Consider the following 26937-nt stretch of genomic DNA (forward strand, 5'->3'; position numbering starts at 1 on the left):
CAACGAGACAGTGATGGGAGGGTTACGCGACGCAAGCGAAACCCTCGCTCAATTGTCCGAAAGGCGGCGTTAAATGCCTAAATGGATATAGGAGGTTCGATGAGTGTCACCGGAACGTGTTGCGTGGGGGCGATCCAGGACCGCTCGCCCTCACCGTCGGGAACGGCGTGCCACACCCGGTTGACGCGCGGGACGGCCAAGGGGTAGATCGTCAACCCGCCGTCCGCGCCGATCCGGATGCGCAGGAAGCCCTTCGCGTGCTCGATCGACTGCCCCGCGAACAACTCGTTGTCGTTGACCCCGAGCAGCCCGGCGAGGTACAGGTAGACCGTCACCAGGATCCCGCCGCCGACCATCGCGACCGGCAGGTCGGCGAACAGCCACCACGCGGCCAGATCCAGCCGGCCCCAGACGATGAGGCTGACCAACGCGAAGGCCAGATGCGCTGTGCCGTGCAGGAACCCGGCGAGGAGGTTCTGCCACTTCCACGGCCCCAGCGAAGGTCGCGCGAAGACGATCGAGACGCCGTAGAGGACCGCGCCGGCACCGACCGCCGTCGTCGGCGGGCCCAGCAGGGCCAGCAGCAGGCCGAACTGCAGGGCGCCGAGCACGGCGAGGAAACCCGGGTTGCGGAGGGGAAGCCGCCAGAACACACCCGTCGCCCACGTCCGCGAAGCGGACGTGGACGGGTAGGAGGACTGCTTCGTGAACGACTCCGACGGGCTCGCGTTGCGTGCCGTCGTCGCCGGATGCGGCACCGCGACGGCCTCCGGGAGGTCGTGCGTGCCCGACAGGTACGCGCCGCCGCCGCCCCACGTCACCAGCTGGCGGCCGCCATCGTCGGTGGCGTAACGGGAGTAGTGGTGCAGGTCGCCGGACAACATCAGCGGCACCGTCGCGCCCTTGGGCGTGACGATGGTGCGGATGAGGTAGTCGACGGTGTCGAACTGGCGCGGATCGTCGCAACTGAGCACCCACGACGGCCGCGGCAGGCAGACGATCACCTTGTGACCGGCCCGCAGATCCTTCGCGGCCTCCTCGAAGTAGGTCAGCTGCGGATCGTCGATGTAGGCCTCGGTGTTGGAGTCGATGGCGAAGAGCCACCAGTCACCCGGGAGTTTCAACGCGAAGTAGCTGCGCCGCTGGCCCGTCCGGCGGCCGCCGATCGAACGACGGTGACCGAACATGCGCAGGAACGCCGTCAGGCCGTCGTACCAGTCGTGGTTGCCGGGCAGGGCGTAGAGATCGCCGCCGTCGCCCGCGGGAAGGGCCGCCTGATACGGGCCCTTGCAACGGTCCTCGTAGTCCTGCCACGACGCCGTCGGGTAGACCTGATCGCCGCCCATGACCATGACGCGGCCGCGTGGGAGCGTGAAGTCGTCGACGTCGAGCGTCGGCTGACTCGCCAGATACGCCACGGTGTACGTCGAGTCGAAACCGTCGCCCAGGTCGGCGACGTAGTCGAGCCACAGCTCCTCGCCGCCGGAGTGGTCGAAGGTCTCCTGCGGGAACTGGTGCTGCAGCTCACGCTTGTCGAGATAGGCGCCCAAGAGCTTCGCCAGCACCACCCGCACCGCCGTGCCGAGAAGTAAGAGCGGCGACAACCACGCCACACGGGGCCGACGCGTGAAGCCGAGCTGGTCGGGGTGCAGGTTCTGCGGACGAGGAGGGGTCACCTGTCCATTGTGTCCCGGTGGGGTGGCGACCGTCACGTGATGGGGTCGGCGGAATGAGTCGTGCGCGAACGGACTGCCTCATAGGGCGGCAGGACGACCGCCTGCGCGGCGACGACGCGCTCGCCGTCGAAGGTGAGGCTCGGGGAGCCGTGGAGTTCGTAGCCGTCGTCGAGCAGCGCCGAGATGCGCTCGCAGAACGTCGCGTCGTCCGGGCCGGTGATCAGCCGGTAGCGCAGTCGGGCTTCGAACCCGCTCGGGGAAGTCATCGGGGCACGCCCTCACGTCGACTCGCCGGAGGCGGTGGCCCCCGCGCCAAGACCCTATCGCGCGGGGGCGGGGCGGGGGCGGGGTCGGTGGCTGCCGGGCGGGTCGGTCGGGGGTAGTTCGGCAACCCATTTCGCGCGGGCCGGGGGGATCACGTACACTCGACCGCTGTACCCGTGTGTTTCGTGGGTGCGCGCCGCCTTAGCTCAGTCGGCAGAGCGATTCACTCGTAATGAATAGGTCGTCGGTTCGATTCCGACAGGCGGCTCAGTGTTCGAGCAGGTCAGAGGCCCGCTTCCCTGGTTGGGGAGCGGGCCTCTTGATCATTTGACCGTGATTTGACCGTGAGATTTTTCGTCACGAGCCGATATCAGCGAGGCTGAGACGCGCGTCACGCGCTCAGTCCAGGCCGTCGAGCGGGGCTCGATTGTTCAACTAGCGACACCTGTCCGCGCCCGCTAAAGACCCATATCGGCCCTCACCGTAGGTCCGGCGGGCTCGCGCCGGGTACTCGTGCATCCGGTTTACAAGGCGCTTGCGGAGCCTGGCAGGGCGGGGCGGTTGAGAGCGGCGACGCCCGTGTCAGTCTCGATCGACCTCTAGGCGCAGCAGCTCGCAGAACTCGGCGAGCGTGGCTTCGTCGTCCTCTGGTTCCTCGTCCTCATCGTCAAGGTCCAACGGCTCGTCGTCTTCATCCTCGAGTTCGATCTCGAACGAAACCTCCCGGAAGAGCGTCCAGCAGCCGCGGATCCCGTCGAGGAGATCCTCCAGAAGGTCACGGGCCGGCCGCATCGGGTCCAGCAGCGTGACGCGAAGTTCTTTGAGGAGAGCAGCGGCCGTCTCGGGGCTGCTGACGCGGTACTCGCCGGCTCGCTGCTCAGCGAGGGCAACATCAGCCTTGAGCGCGTCGAGATCAGGGATCTCGCCGTCGGCGACCTTGAGGGCGTTTCGGATCAGCTCGGTGACGATGTCCAGCGGCGTCCGGCCGGTCTTGATCTGCTCCAAAACGTATGTTGGTGTTTCGAGTTGGATGGCGGTGATGTTGTCCGCTTCGAACAACACGCGCGTAGTGTCAACGCCCGCGAGTTCTCCGGCCACTTCGGCGGCGGCATGCAACCAGTGAGCCGCGGCGACAGCTGCGGCGGTCGGGTCGAGATCGGTGAAGAGCTCGCTGCCTCCGAGAGGGTCGTTGTCCAGCAGCTGGTGAGCAGCCTGGATCTGAACCGGTGACGGATCAGCCCGTGAGAGGTGCACCGCTTGTGCGGCGCGCCCTGTCAGATCGCCGAGTTCGGCAGATGAGATCGCGGCGATTTCGCATTCAATGTCACTGACGACGCGTTCGGTCAGTTCAGTGTGCTTGATGGCGTGTAGGGCGCGGCCCACCCTGTGCGCGGACTCCTCAACGGGGTCGTAGCAAACGATCATGCTGCCGTGCTCATTTGGAAGGTTCGGGTCTGTGATCGCGGGAAGGACGGTCGAGAAGGCTTCCCGGGACTGCTGCCGTCGCCAACCGACTGAGTTTGGTGCGAGGTCGTCCATCGCGGCGCTCGCCGGGTGCGTGTAGCACCGCCAGAGGCACTTCGACATGAAGGTCAGCGTGTGGGAGAGGTGGAGAGCTTGCTTGTCGGTGACCTCCGAGGGCAGATTGGCGACCACATGACCCACAAGCCCGTGGCCGGTGCCGTGGCTCGCCACGAGTGTGCGCTGCTGAAGATCGATGGCGAAATGAGTCAACCGAACCCCCGTAGGTCTATTTTGGACGACCAAGAGTGACATGTTCGTGGCTGGGCGCCAACCCCTCCAGTCATGATCGTTGACCCGGTCGGACGTATCCGGTGTGCTGCGTCTCGACGCGCAGGGAAGGTCCTATGTAGTCGATAGCCTGGATGTGTCGTGGTGTCGTCTGGTAGGGGCCGTGAAGGGACGTGACGATGGCCTTGGAGCGACGTGCTCATCAGGCAGGGATCTTCAGCGCCGTCGTGGCGGTGCTCGCGCTGCTCTGGGGCATATTCGTCTATGTGGTGCCCGGCCAACAGAGCGGATCGGGGAGTGATGCAACTTCGTCTGGCGATGAGGCTCCTGGTGCCGACTCGGGCGAGCAGAGCCCAAGGTCAGTGGAAGCCTGGCAGGGCACGATGCTCTTCGATGACGGCGGTGTCGACTTCGATACGGATCCCCCCACAAAGGCGTCGAGCCCAGACCCGAGGATTGACGCTTACAACGGCGACGGGTCGATCGTGACCTACGGCTGGACCTTGAAGAACGTGGCTCGGTGGAGCGGTGAGGACGCGCCGAACGCCGAGGACTGCGCCGGACTTCTGCAGACGCATGCCGTGTACGAAGCTGACTATGACAAAGGCAGCCGCTTTTGCGTTCGCTCACGTGGGCTGGAGCGGATCGTGTTTGTTGAGTTTCTCGAGCCCATAGATACCGCCTGGGAGATCCAGGTGACCGTCTGGAACACGCGGGCCTGAACTCGCGTTCATTGAGAACGGCAGTCATCTGGCGGCGCTCTGTCAAGGCGGAGGTTGCGGGTTTCAAGTCCCGTCGGGACCGCAACGTAGGTGCAGGTCAGGCCCCATTTCCGGAAACGGAGAGGGGGCCTTTTTCGTCTCATTGTCGCTTCGTTGTCGCGGATGTGCTGGCACCTGTCGGAGCGCGGCAGCATCAAAGTGACCCATGGCACGTCTCGCTGCCGTTCCGAGGACGTGAGAAGCGCATCCGTTCCAAGGGCGCTCCAGCGACATGGCAACTGTCATGACAGTTGCCATGTCGCTGGAGGGTTCAACCTGAACCACGCAGAATCGGCACCACCTTCAGCGGTGTGACGGCAGCTGCGGCGATGACTCTTCGGCGATCAGGCAGGTGTTGACCTTGGAGATGATCGGGTATGCCGTGGATGTGTCGGGCTTGGTGCGCCAGGCGGTGATGGTCGGGGTGGCGGCTCGGTCGGGACCCCAAGCGCGGATGTGATCGCTGATCCGATCGGCGAGTTCCTGGCCTGCAGGGCCGTAGCCAGAGGTGCCGAGTTCGCAGCGGCGTTCTTCTGGGGCGGAGCGGGTGGTGAAGTACGCCAGCGAGGTGCCCTCGACGAGAGCGTGGGTCCAGGGTGGCAGGTCCTCCGGTACGTGTCCTGCTGCGATGGCGTCGCGCGTGGTGGTCAGGCGGCAGGCACCGGCTTCGTAGCTGGCCATGCGCAGCCACAGGACGTCCCAGGGCTCCCCGTCTTTAACGGTTACCCCTGACCACGACTCGCTGCGCTCCTGCTCGAACACACCGGTCAGGGCGTCGCGGTTGATGTCCTGATCGGAGTCGCAGGTGACCGTGATGGCATCGTTCGGGCCGACGGTGAAGGTGCGTTCGCTGCCATGGTCGCGCATGGGGATGAACCCGCCCATGAAGATCCGCTCGCTGATCAAGCGGTCCCCGTCGCGACCGAAGGCCACGATGCGGGAGTCGCCTCTCCACCGCAGAGGGATCACCAGGCGTCCGGACTTGGTGAGCTGCTCCCACCACGCGGCGGGTATATCCCAGCACCCGGCCGTGGCGACGATCCGATCGAACGGGGCGTGGGCGGAATGCCCTTCTGCCCCGTCACCGGTGACGAGATGGATGTCGTCGTAGCCGGCGCTGGTCAGGTTCTGTCGCGCTGTTTCGACGACATCGGCGTCGATGTCGATGCTGGTGACACTGCCGGTAGGGCCGACGAGTTCTCGCACGAGCGCGGCGTTGTAGCCGGTGCCGGCCCCGATCTCCAGAACGCGCTGCCCGGGCTGGACATCGAGGTCTTCGAGCATCGCTGCGACGATCCAGGGTGCGGATGCCGAGCTGAGGGCCTTGCCGTCAGCGGCCCACTTGGTGACCACGTGGTCGTCTTCGTACGCGCGGGCGGTTGTTTCTTCGGGCAGGAACAGGTGCCGCTGGACTGTCTGCATCGCCTGCTCGACGCGCTCGGTACGCAGGAACTGCTCATCGCGGAGCTTGTCGACCAGGTGCGAGCGTAGAACAGCGGCATCTTGGTCCTTTTCACCGGTGTTGGTCTGATCGATGGTCGTCATCGGCGTGTCCTCATCGGATGTTGGGCATGGTGGTCGTGAGGGCTGGTGTTCAGGGGATGGTGCGGACTGGCCTGGGGACGGTCCGATACGGCAGTCACCCTACCGAAGTGCTCTGGTTACGGTTCGTGGTCGAGAGGGTGGAGGTGGTGGCGGCGAGCGCGTCCTGCACAGCTGATGCGAGGGTGCGTTGGTGCTCTTCGGGGAGGGTTCCGCTGCCCAGGTTGGCTCGTCGGCAGGTGGTTTCGAACTCGGCGTGTTCGTGTGGCGAGAGTGTGCCGCTGACGGCGGGGTCGCCGAGGATCTCGCGGGCCACGTAGGCATCGCGCCCGGACAGGCCGTCTTCGATGATCTGGTCTCGAAGCCGTTGGATGGCTGATGCCGTCCCGAGCGATGTGAGCAGCTCGTAGATCATCAGCCCGAGCTGTGTGGTGAAGAGTTGTAGGCCGGTTTCGGGTTGGTAGGCGAGCCAGAGTGAGACGAGTCCGGCTGGGTCCTTCTCACTGACGAGAGCTGCTGGCGTCTGTAGGCGTGCTTGGAGGCTGTCGAGGAGCAGGTACTCCCATGGTTCGGTGCAGGTGGTGTCGGCAAGGAGTTCCCGGGCAGTGTTGCGGCGACCGGCGAGTTGATGGGCGATGATCGCGGTTTGGCGTCCGTCCAGTAGCCGTCTGCCGATGCCGCGGTGGACGGTGAGTTGATCGAGGGCTTGGTCCCAGTGGCCTTGGCTCGTGAGGGCGCGAGTGCCGTCGGCGAGCAGGACAGCCCAGAGCTTCTCGACGACCGCCTGGTGCCCTTCCTCATCGGTCAGTGCGGCGAAGTCGACGGTCAGGCCGTCAACATTGGTGGAGGAGCGGCTGACTGCGGCGTCGTGCATGTTGAGAAGGAACCGGTGCGCAGTGTCGCCGTCGCCGGCGCGGAGTCGGAGGCGGGCAAGGTTGATGACCGGTTCGAGGGCGTGGATCGCGGCCGGACCAGGAAGTGCCTGGTGCCGGGTATAGCGGGTGTACTGGTCATGGCACCAGTGGCGAGCCAAGTCGGGTTTGCCCGCGTCGCTGGCGGCGAGGGCGGCGAGGTTGCAGGCGGATGCGGCGGCACTCAAGTCGTGTTCCCGCATGGCCTTGGTGGCGAGTTCGGTGATAGCCGCGACGCGTTGGGCAATGGGTGGACAGGCGGGTCGTGGCCGCGGAACGAGTGGGAATCGGCGGGCAAGGCCGTGTCGGGGGGTCATGCGGTGGCGCCGTTGGCGAGAGGCAGCGAAAGCCGTGGCTCGCCGAAGATGACGGTGGCCGCCGTCGAGGCCAGGATCGATTGTGCGGAGGCAGAAAGTCCGAGCCGGTTCCAGGCGAAGACGATGTGGTGGGCAAGTATGCGTCGAAGGCCACGCTGGAGTTGTCCGGTTTCGTTGAGCATGGCCAGCTGTCGGCCCGCGTCGGTGTATGCCTTCGCCCATGCGTGGATGTGTGCGAGAGGCTGCCCGGTGCGGGTGAGAGATGATGCGTCGACGCTGATGAGGCGGTGCACCGTAGACGGCAGTTGCAGGGGCACCGACGCGGGCGGAGTACGGTGCTCAGCGACCCTGGCCCACACGTCCCCTTGTTCGTACCAGTCCTGCCCGGCGGCGCGGAGCATGAACGTGGGCAGCAGGAGCGCCAGCTCCCGGCGGCGATCGCGCTCGGCGTGGACGGCGCTCGCCAGGTGGTGGAGGATCTGCTGGCTGTCGGTGTGAAAGAGAGCGTGGGCTACCGCCATGCCGTCAGGGCCGCCGAAGGCGTGCGACTCGGGCTCGTAGACCACCTCGGTCATGTCTGCTATATGCCCGGCGTGGACGAGGGCTCTGAACTGGCCGCGGATGTCGCACCAGATGTTGGGGTCGGCGGGTTGGCAGCGGATTCTCCACGAGGGGGTCTTGCGGATGAAAAACCACGGTGAGACCGCCCCGTTGGTGTCAGCAGCTGCCAGAATCGGGGCCAGGTGGATGACGGCGGTGGTTTCGGCTGTGGCGGGGTCGGTGAAGGCGACGTTGATCTGCCGCCAGGAGTCTGTGTTCGGCATCGGGCCTCTAGGTGTGAAAGCGACGGCTCAGGAGAGAAGCAGGAAGGCATCCCAGTCGGGAACGACCCCGGTTGCGACCGAGTGCAGGGTCAAGGCGGCACCTGCGGTGCCATCCATGAGCTCGGGCTCTGTATCGGACCGGGCCAGTTGCTCGATCAGGTGGCGGGTCAGCTGTGGAAGTTCGGCGTGAATGTTCGACGGGGTGAGGGCGTCGGCGGCGATGCGCCAGGCGGATTGCAGTAGTCCGGCGGTGCCGTGGCACAGGCCCGGTCCGTCAAGGCGATCGAGTTGATCGGGATCTTTGAACACGGCCAGGATCGCCTCCTCCGCGAGCTCCTGACGCCGGGCGTCGCGGAGCGCGAGGCCCGCGAGCTGCTGGGCGCGTGCGGCCCCGGCGATGCCGTAGCACCACGAAGGCCGGGGCCTCAGGATGGGATCGATGCGTCGGATGTGGTGCTGATCGAGGGTGATCAACCCGGGCCACCATGCGGCTCCGTCGCTGCACTGGAGCCACTGGTCTGTCCAGGCGCAGATCCGCCCGATCGCGTCGACGACTCCAGGGACCGCAGCGCCGCGGATGACAGATAGGGACAACAAGGCCAGGACTCCCGCGATCCCATGTGAGAGACCGAAGTTGCCGTGGCCATCCGGAAAATCCTGATCGGACTGTCCACTGGGGCCGGTCGGCATCCACCAGGACGGGAGTCCGGCAGTGCCGCCCTTGGGTTCGGTCAGCCGTACGAGGTAGGCGAGGACGTCACGGGTGACGTCGTGGTCGGGGTGGCGGCGAAGGAGGTGGACACCGAGACCGACGAGGCCGTGGATCAGGTCGAACTCCCGCATCAACAGCGCTTCGCCGTTGTCGATCCGCCTGTGGGCATCGGTGAGGCGTCGGGTGGTGATAGCGACGACGGCGTCATCGAGTTTGGCGAGAGCACCTTGGTAGGCAGGTGTGCGCTCCGACGCGATGTGCAGGAGATAGGCGAGGGTGGGGGCGCCGAAGAACAGGTTCGCATTGTCGGCGGCACTGACCGGTCCAGCGGCGGCCAACCGCAGCCAGGTGTCGGCGGTTGCTGGGTCACCGTGACCGGTGTGGGCGCGGGTGATGTGCAGCAGGGCCATTCCGGCGGCGCCGCCAGCGAGGGACTGCGAGAGTGTGCGCTGGTCACGCGGTGGCTGCGTTGGGTCCATGCCGGGCTTTGCGAGTGCCTCGGAGATGGTCGAGGCTACGGCGAGAGCGTCAGTGTCGAATGTGGAGATGGTCATGGCGTGCTCCGTGCCCGGCGCGTCCAGCTCAGGGCGGCGGCGCGTGCCAGGTGCAGGCATGCCCGCTCGGCGTCCGAGTCGGCGCCGTGGATGCGCGTGAAGTGAAGATGCAGCAGGTCAGGGAGGAGGCTGGAGAGGCTGATCGTGCTGTAGTCAGACAGGGCAGCGCGGTAGCTGTCGAGGCCTTGGTGGCGCAACCGCCAGGACGAGAGGACCGGTTTCCCGCCTGGCAGGGTGGCCAGTTCATGTCGGTCGGGGGCGGCCAGAGCCACAGCCTGGTCGTAGAGGTCGCGTGGGGGTGCTGTTCGGTGGCTTCGGGTGTGGTCGACCAGCCAGTGCATCCCGGCGACGGAATCGCCTCCGTTCGCGGCGATCGCGAGGTCGAGCAGGCTGGCGGCGGTGACAGCGCGTATGTCGATCGCCGTGTCCCGATCGAGGGTGAGCTGCGTCAGCGCCGCAGCAGAATCAGCGGCGAAGTAGATCTCGGCGGCGGTGAGGGCATTCTCGCCGCCGAACCGGTTCGTCTCGGGGAAGTCGGTGTCGAAGACCATCCGGCTGGCCAGGCCGGCGGTGCGCAACCGCTGCATCCAGGCGTGGACCGATGCTGTCGTTTCGCCGGACCGGTCTGCCAGAGCTTCGAGTCGGAGTCGCAGATGCGGTTCGGGGTCGGCGTACCGCAGGAACCACCAGCGGGTCGCGGGATCAAGGACGCTGAGAAGGCGCGGCAGGTGATCGGTGAGTATCGCGTCGTGCAGGTTCGCGGCGCTGTAGACCTTCACGTAAAGGCCGTCCCTGCCTCCGGGCGGGCGGCCGTGCTCGCGGACCTGAACCACTCGATCCCGGCCTGGCGGCTGGGGTGGACCGTCAACACCGGAACTGGTGGCTGCGAGCGGTATGACGATCTCGTGGACGTGCCCGCTGGTCCAGCCATCGGCGTCGTCGGGCGGCGCGGCCCGGAGGGTCGCTTGGCCGAGGCTTTCGAGATCGGAGCGCACCAGCTCGTGGCAGGCCGGTTCGGTCAAGTCGATGCCGATACGCCGATCTCCGTCACCGAGGTACACCCTGGCTGGACAGGCCACCGTTTCGCGCCAGTGCTCAACTGCTTCCTTGAAGGTCTGGGGGTTGACCGGTCGGCCCGGCAACTCATGCTTCGAGACCCGCCAGCGCGCCGGTGCCAGTAGCGTTCGTCCGAACCGGACGGCCGGCAGGAACGGGAGTCTCGCAGCTGCTTGGCCCCACTCGAATCCGTGGCATGCGGTGCCCAGGGCCCCGGGAGCCTCGGTGAGGAACCGAACAAGCGGGAACAGGTACCGGCTCGGTTCAACGGCGTTGAACAGGAGCGGTTCAACCACTCTGCCGTGGGACAGCCACACCAGCCAGAGCCGGTGCGCGTCGGCGGTGACGGCGATGTCGTCGAGCGCCAGGTGTGCGTGGTGGCTTGGACGGAGTTCGCCGAGCACCAGCAGGTGAGGAAGGACCTGCGGGGCGCGGGCGACGTTCTCCGTGGCCGTGTACGGCAAGGCGGTGCAGACCTGAACAGGAAGGGCTCCGCGGGTGCGCATCGGCATGCTGCCGTACGCCGTTGTGAAGGCGTCCCGATCGGCGGAGTCGAGCAGGTCGAGGAACCGTCCGGTCGTGGTTCCTGCATTGCGGGACACTCCGGTGATCGCGAGCGTGAACGCACCCCGGTTCAGTTCCTCGGTGCCTCGGGCATGAACCCGGGCGGTGATCTCGGTGCTCGGCTGCACCCCGGCCAGGCCAGGCCGTGTGTCACCCGCCAGTTCGGCGATGAGCGCCTCGTCGAGAACGACCTCCCGCTGCCTCCGCAGAGCCGCGTGCTGTGCAAGGGCGAGCAGCCGTTCATCGCGGCTCGTGATGGCCGCTCGCCGACCAGGCGGGCCGTCGCCGAACCCGACGGGGAACCCCAAGCCCGTGCCTTCGTCGACGGCCTGCGTGACGGGGACGAGAGCACCAAGGCCAAAGCGCTCAAGGAACCGGCCGTGCCAGGCCACCCACTCCGGGGCCGGCGGTCGGGCCAAGCGCGTCAGAACCGTCGCGGCTGCCGCGGCTTCGACAGCGACGCTTTCCGGCACGGTGACCTTCGCGTCGAGTTTCAGGTCGATGGCGACAGCAGATCCGGCGATCGATGCCACAGCCGACGTGCATGCGTCCAACCTGGTGCGTTCGGTGTGGCGCCCGGCCGGGGTCGAGGCGCGGTCCTGTGTGACGACGATTTGGCGGATCTCGTTGAGCGACTCCAGAACCACAGCCGCCTCCGGGATGTCGGTGGCACCGCAGGCTTCCAGCGCCTGAGCGAGGTGCGCGAGGGGATCGGTGCTCGTCATGGACGGACGCAGACTTGTGATCAGCAGCCGCTGGGACACCAGAGCGTTGAGAAGCGCGGCGACCGAAGCGGATGGCGCCTCGTCGTAGGCGGCGGCGAGCTTGCCTTCGAGCTCGGCGACGCTGATTGGTTCAGCCGCCATGGCGATGGCGGTACGAGCCGGACTAGTCGCGCGCACGCTGACCTGGATCGGGCTGTCCTTGGCAGTCGTGCCTGAGCGCGTGAGCAGGAGGCGGCCGTCGCGTTCGACGATGAGGTTGTTCGCGGTGACCAGCAACTGTGATCGGACCGCGGGGATCGACTCAAGGCGGTCGATCACCGCACTCAGCCATGCTGCCTGGAGACGTGCCCTGGGCTGGTGCCGGGTGCCGATTAAGGCGTGACCAGCCTGGGCAACTCGCGCGGGTGCGACGCCAGCGAACAACCCGAACGGCGTGGCGCGACCGCTGGCACGTAGGAGGTACCGCAGGACCGACAGCACTGCACCCTGTGCGTTCTTGGGAGAGACCTCGGCAGCGTTTCGGATCGCATCCACGCGGCCGGCGAGTACGGGACTGGCCTCATACAGCGCTTCGGCGAACCCTGGGAGGTCGAGAACCTTTTCGAGCCAGTCGCGCCAATCCTTCACCGTGGCAGTCGGTCCCAGGTTCGGCCAGTGCCCACGCGATGTAGAGGTGGGCAGCGTCGCGGCGCGCACCATGAGGATCTCTAGATATCGATACAAGACCGTCGAACCCCCAGCAGCTGAGAATCGAGGCAGGGCTCGGTCAGCGGCGATCCACCGTGAGCGAGCCCTGCCTGGGGCGGTGAAGCTTCCTGCCGGGCGGTTACGGGCAGGTGGTGCTGCAGGCCGACTGGCAGGTCTGGCCGCAGCCGTCGTTGGTCATGTGGATCAGCCGGTCGGCGTTCGGACCGGACTCGACGATCGTGATGTCGAGATCCCAGTTGCCGAGATCCTTCACGCTGACGTCGACGGTTTCGATGGTGGATGTGGACATGGTGGATCTCCTCGTGTTGCGGTGAAGGGTGACCAGGAGGCACCGGACCGGCTCGAGTAATCGGTCCGGTGGGTCTATCCCCAGGAGACGGTGATGCGGCCGTGGTTCTTTTGGGCCTGCCACGTCCCGGCTGGGATGTCGGTGAGCGAGGTGGCTGGGAGATAGCCGATCTGGGCCGCGCCGCGCCGCCGATGATTGGTGGCCCAGTCGCGGAGCAACTGGAGGTACCGTTCGGCAACCTGGTCGGCGTTCGAACCGTGGGCGATGACCCCGGACTCGAAACCGCCGACAGCGTCGTTGGCTCGCTTGGTGCGGTAGGCGAAGCTGTCACCGTCGATCATGACCGGCACGCCCCGGCCAGCCGAGGCCGCGAACGCTCCGCTCTCGACGAGACCGGCGCTGACGTGCAGGAGTGGAACGACCGGAGCGCTGGTCACCAGAAACAGCTCCAGCTCATCGGGAAGGTCGAAGGCCGCGCTCGACCAGTACTCCCGTCGGGGAGAGTCGAAGGCCGCTCGCAGACCGGCAATGTCGAGTTTGGGAGCCCGCTCGTCGAGACGAAGCACCGCATCGTCGGTGACAGACACGAGAGTCTCGTTGAACTCCCCGGCGCCCTGGATAGCCACGAAACCCGACAGGTAGTAGTTCACGCTCGCCAGGCCCTCGCTGGTGCGATCGAAAGCGATCGAGCGGGTCAGGCCGGCGAACCTCAGCGGGACGACGATCCTGCCATCGGCAGTGAGCTGGTCGAGCCAGGCCGGAGGAATGTCCCACGCCCCGACCGTGACGATGATCCGGTCGTAGGGAGCGTTCGATGCCACACCATGCTCGGCGTCGGCCGTGACCACGTCGACCCGCTCGTATCCGGCCGCATTGAGGCAGGACCGGGCGCGGTCGGTGATGTCGGGATCGATGTCCACCGTCGTCACATGGCCGTCCGGGCCGACGAGCTCGGCAAGGAGTGCTGCGTTGTAGCCACCCGACCCGATCTCCAGGACCTTCATGCCGGGCGTAATTTCGGCCTGCTCCAGCATCACGGTCTGGATCGCCGTCGCAGAAAGGGAGCTGACCGCTTTCCCATCCGGGGCCCACTTGGTCACCAGCGGGGTATTCGGCTCGTAGACGGCCTCCAGAGGCTCACCCGGGGCAAACAAATGCCGAGGTACTGCGGCCACCGCGTCGATGACCGGCGGCGACCACAGCGCCTCCATGGCCTGTAGTTCCCTGATCATGTCCGCTCGGAGCACGCCGGGGTCGTGAACCTGCTGCTCTGGCAATGTCGTCATGAGACCGCTTCCGATTCGCGAGTTGAGATGAGATCTGCTCGAGTTGTGCCGCGCCACTTGGTATCCACCGCGCGACTCTGATGCCGATAACCTGTGGCTGCACCGCCTCAATCCGGCGGCGGGATCTTCACCATACGGAGGAGTTTTCGCCCGGTTCGCACCCGTCGTCCGCTGCCGCTGCAGCGAGGACATGCCCGCCAGGCGTTGCTCAACGGGGCGGTGAACCGGCCCTTCCCATCGCACTTCTTGCAGGGTTTGTAAGGCCAGAACCAGCAGCCGAATAAGTAGACGGCGAGCAGGACCGCAAGAATCAGCCACGTCCGAGGGTTGGACAGCAACGGTTCGAGGCCGTTCACCGGGCAGGCTCCCGCGGCGTCGGACGCTGATCCGGCTTGCTTTCAGTGGGAGAACACATGCCTTGAGCCAAGCGCCTCACACGGGCTGTTGGTAGGGCTCCGGTGCGGACACAAGGGATGTCCGCATCACTGGACGCGGAACGCGTGTACCTGTCGCATGGGCGAGGAGAATGAAGACGGGGCGGCTCGCGAAGGAGGGGATCGGTGGGACAGGCACCTAAGGAGCTGACGCCGACGGCGTCGCCGCTGCACTTCTTCGGCGCGCAGCTCCGCGAACTGCGGGAGACTGCCGGCTTGTCGCAAGCCGAACTGGGCCGAGTGACCCTCAACAGTGCCGACCTCGTGCGCAAGATCGAGACGGCGGAGCGGGCCGCATCACGGCAGTTCGTGGACCGCTGTGACGAGGTGCTGTGCGGAGGCGGGATGCTCAGGCGCCTCTGGCCGCTTCTCGAACGCGAACGCGAGCTCCGTTCCACCATTGCCGACCAGCGAGACCACGGCACTTTAGGGCCATCGGCCCGTGCCGAGGATCGACTGGTGCTTGACTGGCTGCTCGCGCACAACGCAGGCGACGTAGGCCCAGAGCCACCTCAGCTCGACCTCGCCACGCATGCCGCAGAGCGCCTGATGAGGTTTCGCGAGGTCGACCACCTGCAAGGGGCCGGCCGGACGTATCCGGAAGTCGCCGACGTCGTACGACGCGATCTGCAGAAGCTGTCGCAGACCGCTCCGTCGGTGGCGATCGGCTACCTCGAACTAGCCGGGTATGAAGCCGTCGATCTCGGCGCCGACACCCAGGCTCGAGGCCACTACCTACGGGCACTGGAAATCACGACGAGGACCGGGAACCGCCTCTACGGCGGCTACCTGATCGGCGTGAGCCTGGCTCACCTGGCCTTGCACGGTGGGGACGCCCGGCACGCGATCCGGTTGGTGAACGCGGGACTGCGTGGTGTCGCCGACTGCGCCACCCCTGCGGTACGTGCCGCGATCCAAGTCGTGGCCGCGCGGGCACATGCACGGCTGGGGGATGAGCGCGCCAGCGCGGCGGCTCTGCACCAGGTGGACGTCGATTTGGACCGCAGCAGGCCGGCCGAGGAGCCTGAATGGATCGGCTACTTCGGGCCGGCCGACTTGGCTGACGAAAAGGCGCACTGCTTCTTCGACCTCGGGCTCCACGACCGTGCCCAGGACGAGGCAGCGACCGCTATCGGGCTGTTGCACCCGTCGAGGATGCGGCGGTTGGCGATCGATTCCTCCCTGCACGCGACATCGCTGGCACGCAGCGGTGACCTGGATCGTGCCTGTGCCGTGGCCCACGAAGCGATCGACTACACCGCCGGCACCACGTCGTTCCGCAGCGCCCATCGCGTCACCATGATGCTCGCCGAACTGCACCCGCACGCCACCATCCCCAGCGTGCGAGAAGTCAACGACTACGCGAGGACTGTGCTCGCCGACGCGCCTGTCAGCCTCGCGGATCTGCCCGGTTGATTACTGCCTCGTAGGCGGCGAGTTCAGCGCTGAGGGCCGCGTTCAGTGCCTCAGGTTTCGAGAGATAGTGCCCGACATCAGCCAGAGGGAGGTACCCGGCGAGCATCCCGCGGGACTTCAGGGCCTCGGCCAGTTCACGCACGTCCGCGGCTGGAGCAACCATGTCGGCGTCCCCGTGAACCAGCAGGACCGGCCGAGACACACGATCGGCCTCCACTCCTGCGGTGGCATGAGTCAAGATCGCCGCGTGCGGGCGTTGGAAGCGCGGCGCGGTCTCGACCCACCGGTTGGGGTCCACGATCGCTGAACGGGCAGCCGCCAGCGCGAATGGCGTGTCTGGGGACGACACGGCACGCAGTGCGGTGTAGCCGCCAGCGCTGGCCCCGGTGATGAAGATTGTGCCGGGTTCGGCGAGACCAAGATCGATGAGGCCCACCGCGGCGTTGCAGCAGTCGGCCACATCCAGTTCGCCCCATCGATGATCGAGCGTCTTACGGAAGGCCCGGCCGTACCCGGTGCTGCCGCCGTAGTCGACGTCGGCGACAGCGAAGCCTCGGGATGTGAAGAACTGGATCTCGGCGTCGAGACGGAGTTCATTGTGGTGGGTCGGTCCCGGATGGGCGCGGACTATCAGTGGAGCTGCCTGGCCCGGAACGCAGCTCAGCGGCGGGTAGTAGACGACTGTGATCGGTACTCCGTCGCTGTCGACCCGGAGGATCTGCGGAGCGGACACCGCAGCGTCAGTAGCTGGTTCGGGGCCGCTGCGGATGACCTCGATAGCGCCGGATCCGTCGGTGGCCACCAGAGCTACCTGTTGCGGCACTGTCGGTGAAGACCCAATGACCGCGACGTGGTCGCCGTACACCGCGAGATACGGCTTGAAGAACGTGTACGGCGTCGCCAGTGGCGTGACCGCACCGGAGGCTTCGGCCAGGACGAGGCGATGTTCCACCCCGTTCTGAGCGACCATCGCGATCCGGCCATCCGGAAGGAACCCATAGCTGGAGTAGCCCAGCTCCCACAGCGCCTCAGCGCAGTCGGCTTCCATCGGCACCAGGAGCTCGATCCCGGCACCGTCCCAGCGATGAAGGTTCTGCCATCCCGATCCCCGGTCAGACATGAAGTAGAGCGTTCCGTCTGGCCCCCACTGCGGCTGCGTTGCGGCCTCGGTCGGCCCTCCAGCCACGAGCGTGGGGTTCTTCAACTCTTGGCCTTGAACCAAGTCGGCGACCCACACCTCGGCCTGATCCCATGGCATCACATCGACTGGCCACTCCACCCACGCCAAGCGTCCGTCCGAAAGCGACGGTGATGCGATGAACCCGGCGGTGCGCAGGACTACCTCACCACCTGAATCCGGGTCGATGACGACGAGTTCGTCGTATGTATCGGTTTCACGGACAAACAACAAGAGCCCGCCGGCGAACCGTAGATCTCCAGCGGAACCAGGACTTGTGTAGGCCGAACCGCCATCCAGCCAGATCCGGCCATCGTCACTGCTGACCACCCAGATCCCACGGGGGCTGACGGCGTACGTGCCCCCGCCATAGGCGTGGATGCTGTTCCCCACCGGGATGGTCGTGAAGGTCGGAACCTCCTGTGGTGTCCACGTCGCCACCACATCCACGCCTTGTTCAGGTCTCGACTCGACCCAGAACATGGCTCCATTGTGGGCCGAGAGTCCATCGAAGGAGCTCGCCGCGCTGGCCTCGGTGGACTCGGGGAGCTCGGCGCGTGTCATCGCCCCATCCGATCACATCTGGCCTGGCATGAACCACCCGGTCAGCAGGGGATCGCAGGGACGTTTCGAAGCATCCTTGAAACCCTTGTCGCGCTGCTCAGGTGCGCCGCAGCAGGTGGGCGGAGATTTGACCATCAGGGCCCTCGGCACGCCGAGGGCCCTGCGGACGCTGATGCGGACAGATGTGGCGTCCGCATTCAGAGCCTCCCGAAACGACGTCGTGTGCGGCCAAATGGAGCTACCGCCCCTGGAAGGTCGCGGACCTTCCAGGAGATGTTGAGGGCAAGGTCCATGAGTCGTGCTCGATTTCCACGGCTGGATGAAGAACGAAGGAAGCAGATGACCGTCGAAGAAGGTGTCGCCGTGGACGATCCCGGGCTCGCCGACTGCGCAGACTGCCAAGGGCTCGGTGCGGCCTTCATGTCCTGCCAATGCCGACGCGACGATCAGCGCACCAGCGACTTCATCAGGCGCGTGGGGAACCTGTTCGGAATCGGCCGCAGTGATGGCCCCTGCCTGCAGTGCAACGGAGACGGAGCGATCAGCCACCGCTGCTACCGGTGCCAGGGCTTCGGCCGTGTCCGAGCCCAACTTGTCTACGTCCTGATCAACCTCGACCTCGGCACCATCGCTTCCACAGTGATCGAACCCGGCGCTTTCACGCCCGTACGCATACCGACCGGCGGCTGGTGCATTGATAGCGAAGTCATAGTCGACGAGCTCGCTGCGCGCCTCGGTGTTGCCCATGTCGAAGCGGCCGACGGACTCAGTAAGCTGCAAGCGATCCTTCTGCCGAAGGAGTGGCGCCCAGACCTCGATGACTATGAGCGGCTGAAACTAGAAGCCACGACAATCGCCAGGGCAAGCGGACTGGGACGCTGGAAGATCCTGTTCGGCCGGATGGAGGAACCCGCCCCACTCGATGCCGACAGCACCTTGACTCAGCTGTGCCGCCTCGCCTCCGCCTTGTGTCTCGACCTCGTCATCGACAAGCGACGGTTCAGGCACCCAAGAGGAAATCCGGGCGGCTTTCACTGGGATGTGCGCTTCGAAACCTCGGGCACGCCCGTGGCCGCGCCACGCAAAATCGGTGGCTCGTCCAGCCTGGCAGAGGCGCTCGCTAAGGCCGATCCGCTGAAACTGCTGGAAAACCTGCCGCGTTACGACAGGACGGCCCCTGCCTACCGCCTCGCCCCAGCGGAGCCGCCAGCAGACCTGGACCTCAGGATCGCAGCGATCGAAGACGAGCTCAACACGACCGGTGACAGTCCAGTGGGAGCCATCGCGACCTGGTGCGACTCGAGGTGGCACTACAGTTCGTTGCGTTCGGTGGCCGAGATAGACGGTACCGAGTTCATCGAGCGGATCCAATCACCACCGCGGCCCGCGTACTGGGCAGAACCGGTCTTCTCCCGTGAGTGCCACGCATGCGCCGACGGCCCTGAGTACCGCTACTGCCACTGCGCCATCGACGGCAACAAGGCCGACGCCGGCTGCGTGTCCTGCGCAGGCACAGGCATCAAGGAATCTCGCACGGGCTGTTTCACCTGCGGCAAAGTCGGTGAGATCAGGGCAGGCGCGGTCGTGACCATCACCGACCTCGACCAACACCACACCTTCATCGACCTGTCCCCTGACGCTGACGCCGAGATCACCGACGCGGGCCTGACCCCCGGCAACGCCACCATCTGGCAACTCCCCGACCGCTATCGACTGAGCCACTGGCTCAGCACACTCGGCATCCCAACGGACCAGGTCATCGACCCCACCGGCGCCGCGATGGGAGTGGACAACCATCTCGAGCGTGGCAGCGTCTACGACTTCCACGGAACGATCACTACTGCCCTCGATGCCACCAGCGCCTACCTTGCCGACATCACCAAAGGCCGCACCGGCGCGCGCATCATCATCGTCGACAGCACGCCGGCCTGGCGGCCACTGGAATCGCTCGCCGCCATCGCCACCGGACTTCAGATGACCCTCGAAGTCGTCGTGCGCTGCTACCACCACTGCGAAGGCGACATCGGCGCCATCCACGGTGACCTTTGGGGAGTGCACCTACGAGCCATCGATGCAGCCCCCGACAAGTTGAACCACGGGCACCACATCAGCCTCCGAGCCGCCGTCAACGCCTCCTTCACTTCCCTCGGACAGCAACTTTCGCGTACGGCCCGAGACACCAACCCCACCGTCGGGCTGCCGGCCCCTCAGCAACCTCACCCACCGGTCACCGATCTGACCGGACTCGAACAAGTCATGCACACGCTCGCCGAGCGCTATACCCCACCGACCGGCACGACAATCGCCTGCCGACTGAGCCCCGGACGCGTCAGCATCCACCACCAGCCATCCCACAGCAGCAGAGGCCCGATGACGATCCTCGCCGAAGGCCGGGACCTCAGCGAGATCGTGCCCTTGCTCGGCCTATAGCCCGAACCCGCAGTAACGAAGGGAAACTCCGTGGCATCCATCGATGACCTACTCGGTTCGCTTGAAACCCTCAAAGGCGCCATCGACCAATCCAAGAGTGCAGCCAACGGCGCCCGGAGCGTCGCCGACGAGACCTACAGCCAGTTCCAGGGCCTGGGCGCCGAGGGGGTGGCCGCGATTCTGAACACCGCCAAGGATCAGATCGAGGCCAGCTTCAGCGCCCTCGACCAAGCCATGAACGAAGCCGAACAGGCGCGAGCCACCGCAGAGTCGGCGAAGGGCTGAGGCTGGGAGACGCCCGAGCCACGACGAGGAGCCCAGACAGGACTCCTTCTGCACCGAGAGGGAGCCCGGCCAGCCCTCCGTTGTTCAAGAGCGGATCCGTGAGGTCGCAGGCGGTCTGAATGTGCCGTCCGGGAGATGGCCGCTGGTCTGACAGTCGACGAACAGAACCGAATGATCACGACCAGGAACGAGAACGCTGTGCCCCACACCGCCTGGTGGTCCTACGACAGCAGGACGCTTGACAGCCCGACAGACGTCGAGGACCTCTTCGCCACCGCCACGACGACCTGGTACTCCAACGCCGTCAAAGCCATTCGGATACTGATCGGCCCGGCTGGCACCGACGAGACTCGGGCACCCCTGCAAGTCGACATCGACATCGACGAAGGCCGTGCCCACGTGCGTTGGCGCCCCGACGACACACTCGGTTTCGAGGAAGGCGCCAAACCCCACCACCGTTCCTTGCGGGTCCATATCCAGTCCGATGAGCCACTCGCAACACTTGAAGGGGCAGACTGCCTGGTGACGCCGGGATACGCGCTCCGCGCAGTCGAGGAGTACACCGAGACGGGCGCTCGGCCTGGATGTCTTGGCTGGCGCCCCTATTGACCTCTGCGGCGGCAGGCGAGTTCCGAGAGGGCGCTCGGTTTACCCTTCTGCGGTTGCTTCAATGAAGCCCGGCTGCTTCCTCCGGGCGTCGTAGCCGGCGGCCTGCTTGCGGTAGAGGCGCGCGTAGAGCCCGCCGCGGGCGAGGAGCTCGTCATGGGTGCCGTGGTCGCTGATGCGGCCGTCTTCGAGGACGTAGATGGTGTCGGCGTCCCGGACGTTGGCCAGGCGGTGGGTAATCAAGACGGTGGTGCCGCTGCGTTCGGCGAGGTGGGTGAACAGCGCGTGCTCGGCGTCGGCGTCGAGCGCGGCGGACGGTTCGTCGCAGATGAGGATGGGGGCGTCGCGGTAGGCAGTGCGGGCGGCGAGGAGCCTCTGCCATTGGCCGCCGGAGAGGTCGTGTCCGCCTTTGAAGGTGCGGTCGAGCAGGGTCGCGTAGCCCTTGGGGAAGTCGAGGATCATGTCGTGGGCGCCGGTGGCTTTGGCAGCTTCGGTGATCTTGGCCGGGACCTTCGAGCCGTTGACGCGGTCGTTGGCGGTGATGTCGCCGATCTTGATGTTCATGGTCGCTGTCAGCGGCCACTGCTGGAAATCCTGCCGCATCACGCCGACGTGCCGGGCGACCACGTCAGCATCGAGATCGGCCAGATCGGTTGCGTCCCAGGTGATGCGTCCTGAAGTGGGGGTGTACAACCCCGCAAGAAGCGCGGCGAGGGTGGTCTTTCCGGACCCGTTCTTACCCACCAGCGCGATCGTTTCCCCACGCCTGACCGTGAGAGTGACGCCCGCGAGGGCGTCCTTTTCGGTGCTGGGGTACCGGAACGTCACGTCTTCGACGGCGATTACATCCGGTGCCTTAGGCCGCTGAGGGCTTCTGGGGCGAGGGATTCGGCCTCGGCCGGTGGCTATGAACGCTTGGTGGTCTGCGGCGTACAAACCCTGGTCGAACAGCGCATTGATCGACATGACCAGGAGGTTCACATCGCCCCTGCCGCGCTGAAGGGCCAGCACGGCCGTGGCCGCCGCGGCGAGGGCCACCGCGCCGATCGCGATCAGCCAGCCCAGTCCGGCATACATCGCCAACGCGGCCGCGCCGCCGATGAGTCCACCGACGACGCGGATCCGGGTCTGGGAGGCCAGCACCGACATGTCCGTGTCGGTTTCGACCCGCATGATCTTGCCATGCTCTCCGCGCAGCCACGCCGACAGACCGAGCGTGCGGACCTCGGCGGCGGTGTTGCGGGAGGCCATGAGGGTTTCCAGGACCCACACGCGTCGTCGCCTGGCGGCCCGCTGGTACCAGGAGGTGTACTCCACGCGCGCAGCGCGCACCGCTGCCCATCCGGCCGGCAGCCCTGCTGCGAGTAGGAACACCAGTAGCAGTGGGTGGATCACCACGAGCACCGCGGCCACGGCGGCGACCCCGACGAGCCCGGTGAGGACGTCGACAGACTCCTGCACCAACCGCACCATCGCCTGGATGCCCCGCGACTTCGACTTGTCCATCTCGTCGGCGAGTTTCGGGTCATCGAAGGCCGCCAGGTCCATCCGCGTCGTGACGGCGAAGAACTCCGCCTCCACCGCGTTGGTCACCAACGGTTCCAGCCGCGCCTGCGCATACCCGGCCCCGGTCGACAGGCCCGACCGGGCCGCCAACAGCACCGTCACCGACACCAGCGCGGGAACCGCAGCCAAGACACGGTCCATGCTCGGACCCTCGGAGGACAACAGTGCGGCGGCGACGTCCTGCGTGGCCAGCAACCCGAACGTCGACGCCACCCCGGACGCCACATTCAGCAGCAGGCACAGCAGTGTCGTGACCGGCGCGGCCGTCCAAGCAGCCCGGTAGGCACCGGCGAGCAGCGCCGGAAGGCGGCTAGCGATCGCGACGAACCCGGTCGCGGCGGTCTCCGGGTTCTCGTGCGCCAACCAGGCGGCTGCCTCCAACTCGCCGCCGAAGACTGAATCCTCCGCCGGTGGAGGCGCGGCGGCCTGGCTCGCCGGTCGGCGGGACACCTTTGCCCACAGCTTTCTCAGCACAGTTCCCCCTCGGACGGTATGAGCCCTCCCCCGGCGAGCCTAGAAGCGCGGTCGTTCGAGTGGGGTCGCCAAACCGACTCTCGTGGCAGGTCAGACCTGCATAGGCCATCTCACTCGCACGGAATCGAGCCGACGCGGAATTACGCTGTCGCACCGCCAAAGGACCCGGACCACCTGTCACATCATGGATCGAAGCCCATGTGAGTACAGCCGGCCCGGAAGGCGCTGTCGGACGTCTCCCGAGACCGCAGCCATGTCTTCCCCGAGCAGGGGCCGAAAGGGCTGGTCGATCTGACCACCAGGGATGACGGGAATGTCGCCCTGCGGTCGCAATGGACGGATGCAGGTAGATGTAGCGACGCCAAGCATGGAATGGTTCCCTGCGGAGTTCGAGCAAGCCCTTCGCGTAGGTGCCTTCACTACTGAGGTTTGGGGAGTTTGCTACAACGGCGGACTCGACGAGGACCAAACCCACTACGTCGACATGACCTTCGAGACTTCTGGCGAGCGATCCATCCTGATCGGCCGTACCTGCTTGACGAGCGCGCAGATGGGTAATGGTCCTGGATGATGACGTTGGAGCTTAGCAACTTGCGAAAAGTCGGTGGAGAACTACCGCACGTCGCCTAGGTGCATCGCCCCATATGCGGCTGCAGAGCAGCCACATCCATCCGGCGGGTCGCTTCCGATACCTCAAGTGCGAAGAGGTAGCCTCATCCGTGAGGCGGCACGCGTCCGCCGGTTCCCGCTGAACCAGATTCCACGCCAGTTCAGCCTGCGGACAAGTGGCTCCGACGCAACGCGATTCGTTGTCATGCTCGCCTTCGGCGACGTATGCGTGGATGCGGCGCAGGAGTCACCGATGGGTAAGAACAAGAACCGAGCTCGGCAGCGTGACGCACGAGCCCGTAAACACGCCACGGGTGAGCGTTACACGACCGCATGGCGGAGCGTGGATCCAAATGCTGGCTCTTCCGCTCCGGCCTTCACACCAGTCCAGCACTTGTGCGGATGTGTCATCGATTGGGGATGGAACGTCCAGCTCGTTCCACCACCTCTGTTCATCCACTGGTTCATGCAGCTGGTGGACTTCCCGTGTCCATGGCACGGAGGGCTGTCCAGTCCGATGCCAAGGGGTCCGGAAGGTGACATTCTCTGTGTCACCCAGACCGGCACACAGGCCACGTTCTATGCCCGGCGAGCTCAGGGCGAAGATCTCGCCTTGGGGCGCGATCTAAGTGGGCAGCTGAGGGAAGTAGTTGCGCAGGTCTTGAGAACACCACCAGACGAGGTACCGCTTGAAGTGCCCGAGCATTACAGGACGTGGCTTATCGAGAATGACCCGGATCCGATGAACGCGTGGCTAGACCAGCGTCTCGCCGACATCGTCCTCAACCGCGGCAACGACACCATCGCAAGGGTGAACCAGCTTCTGGCGCACAAACAAGAGTCAGCCGAGAGTGGGAGCCCCTGATCTGCTGCAGGCTGGATGCGGGCACGAGCAGGTGGCGCATCCAGCCACTCAACTCTGGTGAAAGTCGCGGCCAACGATGCATGGTTCGGTTGAAACCGTCTACAAGGAGGGGTTAGCGCTCAGAGAGCAGCCTGCTCGGTTCCATTACCAGGCGGTGATCCCGCGCGATGCGAAGTAACCGCTCGGCTCGGTGGCGTTCGAGGAGTAGGCAGGGAAGGCGAGGTGACACTCCAGGTGGAGGTGTGGGCCTGAGGAATTGCCGCTGGATCCAATGAGCCCGATCTGCTGGCCCGGGGTGACGGTTTGGCCGACTTGGACGTCGGGTTGGCGTGACATGTGGCAGTAGCGCGTGACCGAAGCGTCGGTGTGGAGAATTTCGACGTACCAGCCGCAGCCGAGGATCGAGGGTGAGCCGTCGATGTCGCAGGAGTACGGGACGCCGTCGGGGGTGGAGGCGTTGCACATCATGGTGACGACGACGCCAGCCGCTGCGGCGCGGATCGGGGTCCCCTTCGGGGAGCACAGGTCGATGCCGTCGTGGGTGGGACGCTCGGGGGTCCGATACCCGGAGCAGACTGGAGATCCAGGGACAGGGCTGGTCCACCCGGCAGCGGAGATCGGTCCACTTGAGCCGGCGCAGCCAGCGGTCAGAGCAGTGACGACGCTGGTGGCGAGGGGTTCCCACTTCGCATAGGCGTCTGGGTAAGCCGAGACTTGCACGGTCTGCGCGGCGAGCGTCAGAGGCATAGATTCCCAGCCGGGGATAGTGACGAGCTTGTCGTAGAACTTCCCGGCGGCGTATGTGGGGTCGAGGATCTGTTCGGGTGTGCCCCACCCGGCGGAGGGGCGCTGCTGGAACAAGCCGAGGGAGTCGTGGTCGTTGTTCTCGCCGAGATGCCCGTAGTTGTGCAGGGTGGATTCCTGCATCGCGGTGGCGACGGCGATGACCGCGGCGCGAACGGCGAGGTTCTTGTCTCGGATGCCGACGTCGATGATGGTGGCAGCGTTGGTCCACTGCTCGGTGGACAGTTCGACGCCTTCGACGACGGTGGTGCCAGTGGGAATGCACGCTGCGGAGGATGTCGGCGCAGGGGTAATGGCACCGGATCCGGCGGCGGCCATGGCGATCCCGAGGACCAGGACCACAGGTGCACACAGTGCACCCAGGCCGAGCAGTCGGCCGTTCATGCCGGATGGGTTTGGGCAGCGGGCATCGCGGGTTCCTCCACTGTGTTCGGTGGACGAGGTGTCACAGGTGGACACACAGTGACATGTGTTGTCACTGGAGTCGGATTCTGGTTCGCCGAGCGTCCGGTGACGGTACGAGGTGCCGACGCGTGGGCGTCAACCCCGGCGGGGTGGTTGAGACCGAGTTGTGATCACTCTTCGTGGTCGGCCGTGGAGGCGGTGCGGGTGCTGAACGGGTTCCGCAACGGTGGCGGTGCGGCGTGCCAGTGGAACGAGTCGGTCGGCTCTGGGGCGGTGTCCTGGGGCGGTTCGGGTACGCGCGGAACGGGGGCTTGCGGGTCGTCGAGTCCGCGGAGCTGCCGGGCGGCCTTGGCCAGGCGGAGGATCGCGTGGAGGTCTTCGTCGGGTAGTCCGTCGGCAGTGATGGCGATGTCGCGGATGAGGCGGTCTGTGATCGCGGTGCGGGCCTGGGTATCGGCGAAGGGGTCGTCGGGCACGTCATCACTGGTGAAGTACTCGATAGGAACGTTGAAGAACGTGGCGATCGCGGCGAGTCGGTCGTGGCCGATCCCGGTGCGGCGGCCGGCGCGGATCATGTCGAGGTAGCTGCGGGAGATGAGGGTCCTTCCGGCGGCGTGGTTGATGCCGTCGGCGATCTGTTGGGTCGAAACCGCCCTGCCTGTGATGGAAGTCACAGTGGTGAGGAGATGGCGGAAACGGTTGGCCAGGCGGGCTTCGGGGTGGTGGCCGGCGGTCATTGCTGGTGTCATCTCCTGTCGACTGGTGATGCGCAGTCCGGGGTTTTGGCCGATTCGATTACTGGGCGTTAACTGTGGGCGGGGTCACGAATCGGTGTCGATAGGTGAAGAACCCTGGCTGAAAGGTTGACGATCCGTAGTTGATCTACCTACGGTGGCTCGACTCACGTAGGACGCCTGTCCGGTGAGCGGACGTGACCCTACACCCCATCTCGCAGCAAGCAGACACGCCTGGAAGCAGGCGTGTCTCGCTGTGCCCGAAACCGGAAGCGGAGTGCCCGATGCAGCTGATCGACCACCTGTCCGCGGTGATCACCTCGATGCCGCACATTCCCCTCGACGTCCCCAATCCCGCCCCGTCCGACCCCACGGCCGGCAGCAACGGCATCCAGCTCCTCCTCGGGTACGCCAAGTGGGGTGCCCTGATCGCCTGCGCGATCGCCGCCGTGGTCTCCGGCGGTCTGATGGGCGTCGGTGCCCTCTCGAACCGACCTGACTCGGTGGACAAGGGAAAACGGGCCCTGTTGTGGAGCTTGGGTGGTGTGCTGGTCTCGGCGGTCGCGATTCCGCTGGTCAACACCGTCTTCGGTGCGGCCAGCAGTTAACACCACGGGGGTAGAAGGC

Annotated in this window: 21 protein-coding genes and 1 tRNA gene; 8 read left to right on the plus strand and 14 right to left on the minus strand. The window is 65.9% G+C overall.

Annotated features, from left to right (window positions below; translation table 11 throughout):
• Window positions 1–77: 77 nt before the first annotated feature.
• Both HNR73_RS27155 and HNR73_RS27160 read right to left on the minus strand, forming a co-directional pair.
• Complete coding sequence (locus HNR73_RS27155; RefSeq protein WP_221331168.1) at window positions 78–1676, minus strand: metallophosphoesterase family protein; 1599 nt, start codon at window positions 1674–1676, stop codon at window positions 78–80.
• 32 nt (window positions 1677–1708) lie between these two features.
• Window positions 1709–1942 carry a DUF1737 domain-containing protein gene (locus HNR73_RS27160; RefSeq protein ID WP_184790481.1) on the minus strand — a complete coding sequence of 78 codons (234 nt, stop codon included), beginning with the start codon at window positions 1940–1942 and terminating at the stop codon, window positions 1709–1711.
• 193 nt (window positions 1943–2135) lie between these two features.
• Between HNR73_RS27160 and HNR73_RS27165 the strand changes: the two genes are divergently transcribed.
• Window positions 2136–2208, plus strand: a tRNA-Thr gene (locus tag HNR73_RS27165).
• Between the two features lie 314 nt (window positions 2209–2522).
• Here HNR73_RS27165 and HNR73_RS27170 read toward each other — a convergent pair.
• A complete protein-coding gene (locus HNR73_RS27170; RefSeq protein ID WP_184790482.1) occupies window positions 2523–3674 on the minus strand; it encodes a hypothetical protein in 1152 nt (383 codons plus the stop codon).
• A gap of 197 nt (window positions 3675–3871) precedes the next feature.
• Between HNR73_RS27170 and HNR73_RS27175 the strand changes: the two genes are divergently transcribed.
• The gene (locus HNR73_RS27175; protein WP_184790483.1) at window positions 3872–4414 is read left to right on the plus strand and encodes a hypothetical protein; all 543 of its coding nucleotides are present in this window, start codon (window positions 3872–3874) and stop codon (window positions 4412–4414) included.
• 342 nt (window positions 4415–4756) lie between these two features.
• Here HNR73_RS27175 and fxlM (HNR73_RS27180) read toward each other — a convergent pair whose 3' ends face one another.
• From fxlM (HNR73_RS27180) to fxlM (HNR73_RS27210), 7 genes are all read right to left on the minus strand, one after another.
• Complete coding sequence (gene fxlM, locus HNR73_RS27180) at window positions 4757–5998, minus strand: methyltransferase, FxLD system (protein ID WP_184790484.1); 1242 nt, start codon at window positions 5996–5998, stop codon at window positions 4757–4759.
• A 94-nt stretch (window positions 5999–6092) separates the two neighbouring features.
• Window positions 6093–7109 carry a hypothetical protein gene (locus HNR73_RS27185; RefSeq protein WP_221331169.1) on the minus strand — a complete coding sequence of 339 codons (1017 nt, stop codon included), beginning with the start codon at window positions 7107–7109 and terminating at the stop codon, window positions 6093–6095.
• A gap of 110 nt (window positions 7110–7219) precedes the next feature.
• A complete protein-coding gene (locus tag HNR73_RS27190) occupies window positions 7220–8047 on the minus strand; it encodes a thiopeptide-type bacteriocin biosynthesis protein (protein WP_184790486.1) in 828 nt (275 codons plus the stop codon).
• Between the two features lie 27 nt (window positions 8048–8074).
• Window positions 8075–9313 carry a lanthionine synthetase C family protein gene (locus HNR73_RS27195; protein ID WP_184790487.1) on the minus strand — a complete coding sequence of 413 codons (1239 nt, stop codon included), beginning with the start codon at window positions 9311–9313 and terminating at the stop codon, window positions 8075–8077.
• Window positions 9310–12357, minus strand: coding sequence for a lantibiotic dehydratase (locus HNR73_RS27200; protein ID WP_203686390.1), 3048 nt, complete (start codon window positions 12355–12357; stop codon window positions 9310–9312). Before HNR73_RS27200 ends, HNR73_RS27195 begins: the two co-directional genes overlap by 4 nt.
• A 127-nt stretch (window positions 12358–12484) precedes the next feature.
• Window positions 12485–12655 (minus strand): FxLD family lanthipeptide, encoded by a 171-nt coding sequence (locus HNR73_RS27205; RefSeq protein WP_184790489.1) that lies wholly within the window; start codon window positions 12653–12655, stop codon window positions 12485–12487.
• Between the two features lie 74 nt (window positions 12656–12729).
• On the minus strand, window positions 12730–13941 hold the full coding sequence (gene fxlM, locus HNR73_RS27210; RefSeq protein WP_184790490.1) for a methyltransferase, FxLD system: 1212 nt from the start codon (window positions 13939–13941) through the stop codon (window positions 12730–12732).
• Between the two features lie 560 nt (window positions 13942–14501).
• Here fxlM (HNR73_RS27210) and HNR73_RS27215 point away from each other — a divergent pair.
• Complete coding sequence (locus tag HNR73_RS27215) at window positions 14502–15791, plus strand: helix-turn-helix domain-containing protein (protein WP_184790491.1); 1290 nt, start codon at window positions 14502–14504, stop codon at window positions 15789–15791.
• On the opposite strand, the gene HNR73_RS27220 is transcribed toward HNR73_RS27215, so the two are convergent.
• Window positions 15766–17451 (minus strand): S9 family peptidase, encoded by a 1686-nt coding sequence (locus tag HNR73_RS27220; RefSeq protein WP_239122184.1) that lies wholly within the window; start codon window positions 17449–17451, stop codon window positions 15766–15768. The genes HNR73_RS27215 and HNR73_RS27220 overlap by 26 nt on opposite strands.
• Before the next feature lie 420 nt (window positions 17452–17871).
• Here HNR73_RS27220 and HNR73_RS27225 point away from each other — a divergent pair, with 420 nt between their 5' ends.
• The 3 genes from HNR73_RS27225 (at window position 17872) to HNR73_RS27235 (ending at window position 20856) form a co-directional block, all read left to right on the plus strand.
• Window positions 17872–19962: a hypothetical protein gene (locus HNR73_RS27225; protein ID WP_184790492.1), complete on the plus strand. Its 2091-nt coding sequence runs from the start codon at window positions 17872–17874 to the stop codon at window positions 19960–19962.
• Between the two features lie 30 nt (window positions 19963–19992).
• On the plus strand, window positions 19993–20247 hold the full coding sequence (locus HNR73_RS27230) for a hypothetical protein (protein WP_184790493.1): 255 nt from the start codon (window positions 19993–19995) through the stop codon (window positions 20245–20247).
• 198 nt (window positions 20248–20445) lie between these two features.
• Window positions 20446–20856, plus strand: a complete 411-nt coding sequence (locus tag HNR73_RS27235) for an Imm1 family immunity protein (protein WP_184790494.1) — start codon at window positions 20446–20448, stop codon at window positions 20854–20856.
• A gap of 39 nt (window positions 20857–20895) precedes the next feature.
• Here HNR73_RS27235 and HNR73_RS27240 read toward each other — a convergent pair whose 3' ends face one another.
• Complete coding sequence (locus tag HNR73_RS27240) at window positions 20896–22782, minus strand: ABC transporter ATP-binding protein (protein ID WP_184790495.1); 1887 nt, start codon at window positions 22780–22782, stop codon at window positions 20896–20898.
• A 1186-nt stretch (window positions 22783–23968) separates the two neighbouring features.
• Here HNR73_RS27240 and HNR73_RS27245 point away from each other — a divergent pair.
• On the plus strand, window positions 23969–24367 hold the full coding sequence (locus tag HNR73_RS27245; RefSeq protein ID WP_184790496.1) for a hypothetical protein: 399 nt from the start codon (window positions 23969–23971) through the stop codon (window positions 24365–24367).
• Window positions 24368–24511: 144 nt separating this feature from the next.
• Here the strand turns inward: HNR73_RS27245 and HNR73_RS27250 are convergent, their stop codons facing one another.
• Window positions 24512–25555 (minus strand): M23 family metallopeptidase, encoded by a 1044-nt coding sequence (locus HNR73_RS27250; protein ID WP_184790497.1) that lies wholly within the window; start codon window positions 25553–25555, stop codon window positions 24512–24514.
• A gap of 191 nt (window positions 25556–25746) precedes the next feature.
• Window positions 25747–26313, minus strand: a complete 567-nt coding sequence (locus HNR73_RS27255) for a helix-turn-helix domain-containing protein (RefSeq protein WP_184790498.1) — start codon at window positions 26311–26313, stop codon at window positions 25747–25749.
• Between the two features lie 281 nt (window positions 26314–26594).
• Here HNR73_RS27255 and HNR73_RS27260 point away from each other — a divergent pair, with 281 nt between their 5' ends.
• Window positions 26595–26918, plus strand: a complete 324-nt coding sequence (locus HNR73_RS27260; RefSeq protein ID WP_184790499.1) for a hypothetical protein — start codon at window positions 26595–26597, stop codon at window positions 26916–26918.
• The last annotated feature ends 19 nt before the right edge of the window (window positions 26919–26937 follow it).

Origin of the sequence: Phytomonospora endophytica (assembly GCF_014202425.1) — a bacterium.
GTDB classification, from domain to species: domain Bacteria; phylum Actinomycetota; class Actinomycetes; order Mycobacteriales; family Micromonosporaceae; genus Phytomonospora; species Phytomonospora endophytica.

Bases quoted from the DNA above. Each gene is read 5' to 3' on its own strand.
- HNR73_RS27245 (WP_184790496.1), top strand. From the start codon at position 23,969: ATGCAGCTGGTGGACTTCCCGTGTCCATGGCACGGAGGGCTGTCCAGT.
- HNR73_RS27260 (WP_184790499.1), top strand. From the start codon at position 26,595: ATGCAGCTGATCGACCACCTGTCCGCGGTGATCACCTCGATGCCGCAC.
- HNR73_RS27225 (WP_184790492.1), top strand. From the start codon at position 17,872: ATGACCGTCGAAGAAGGTGTCGCCGTGGACGATCCCGGGCTCGCCGAC.
- HNR73_RS27160 (WP_184790481.1), bottom strand. From the start codon at position 1,942: ATGACTTCCCCGAGCGGGTTCGAAGCCCGACTGCGCTACCGGCTGATC.
- HNR73_RS27250 (WP_184790497.1), bottom strand. From the start codon at position 25,555: ATGAACGGCCGACTGCTCGGCCTGGGTGCACTGTGTGCACCTGTGGTC.
- HNR73_RS27200 (WP_203686390.1), bottom strand. From the start codon at position 12,357: ATGGTGCGCGCCGCGACGCTGCCCACCTCTACATCGCGTGGGCACTGG.
- HNR73_RS27255 (WP_184790498.1), bottom strand. From the start codon at position 26,313: ATGACCGCCGGCCACCACCCCGAAGCCCGCCTGGCCAACCGTTTCCGC.
- fxlM (WP_184790484.1), bottom strand. From the start codon at position 5,998: ATGACGACCATCGATCAGACCAACACCGGTGAAAAGGACCAAGATGCC.
- HNR73_RS27220 (WP_239122184.1), bottom strand. From the start codon at position 17,451: ATGTTCTGGGTCGAGTCGAGACCTGAACAAGGCGTGGATGTGGTGGCG.
- HNR73_RS27205 (WP_184790489.1), bottom strand. From the start codon at position 12,655: ATGTCCACATCCACCATCGAAACCGTCGACGTCAGCGTGAAGGATCTC.
- HNR73_RS27185 (WP_221331169.1), bottom strand. From the start codon at position 7,109: ATGCGGGAACACGACTTGAGTGCCGCCGCATCCGCCTGCAACCTCGCC.
- HNR73_RS27190 (WP_184790486.1), bottom strand. From the start codon at position 8,047: ATGCCGAACACAGACTCCTGGCGGCAGATCAACGTCGCCTTCACCGAC.
- fxlM (WP_184790490.1), bottom strand. From the start codon at position 13,941: ATGACGACATTGCCAGAGCAGCAGGTTCACGACCCCGGCGTGCTCCGA.
- HNR73_RS27175 (WP_184790483.1), top strand. From the start codon at position 3,872: ATGGCCTTGGAGCGACGTGCTCATCAGGCAGGGATCTTCAGCGCCGTC.
- HNR73_RS27195 (WP_184790487.1), bottom strand. From the start codon at position 9,313: ATGACCATCTCCACATTCGACACTGACGCTCTCGCCGTAGCCTCGACC.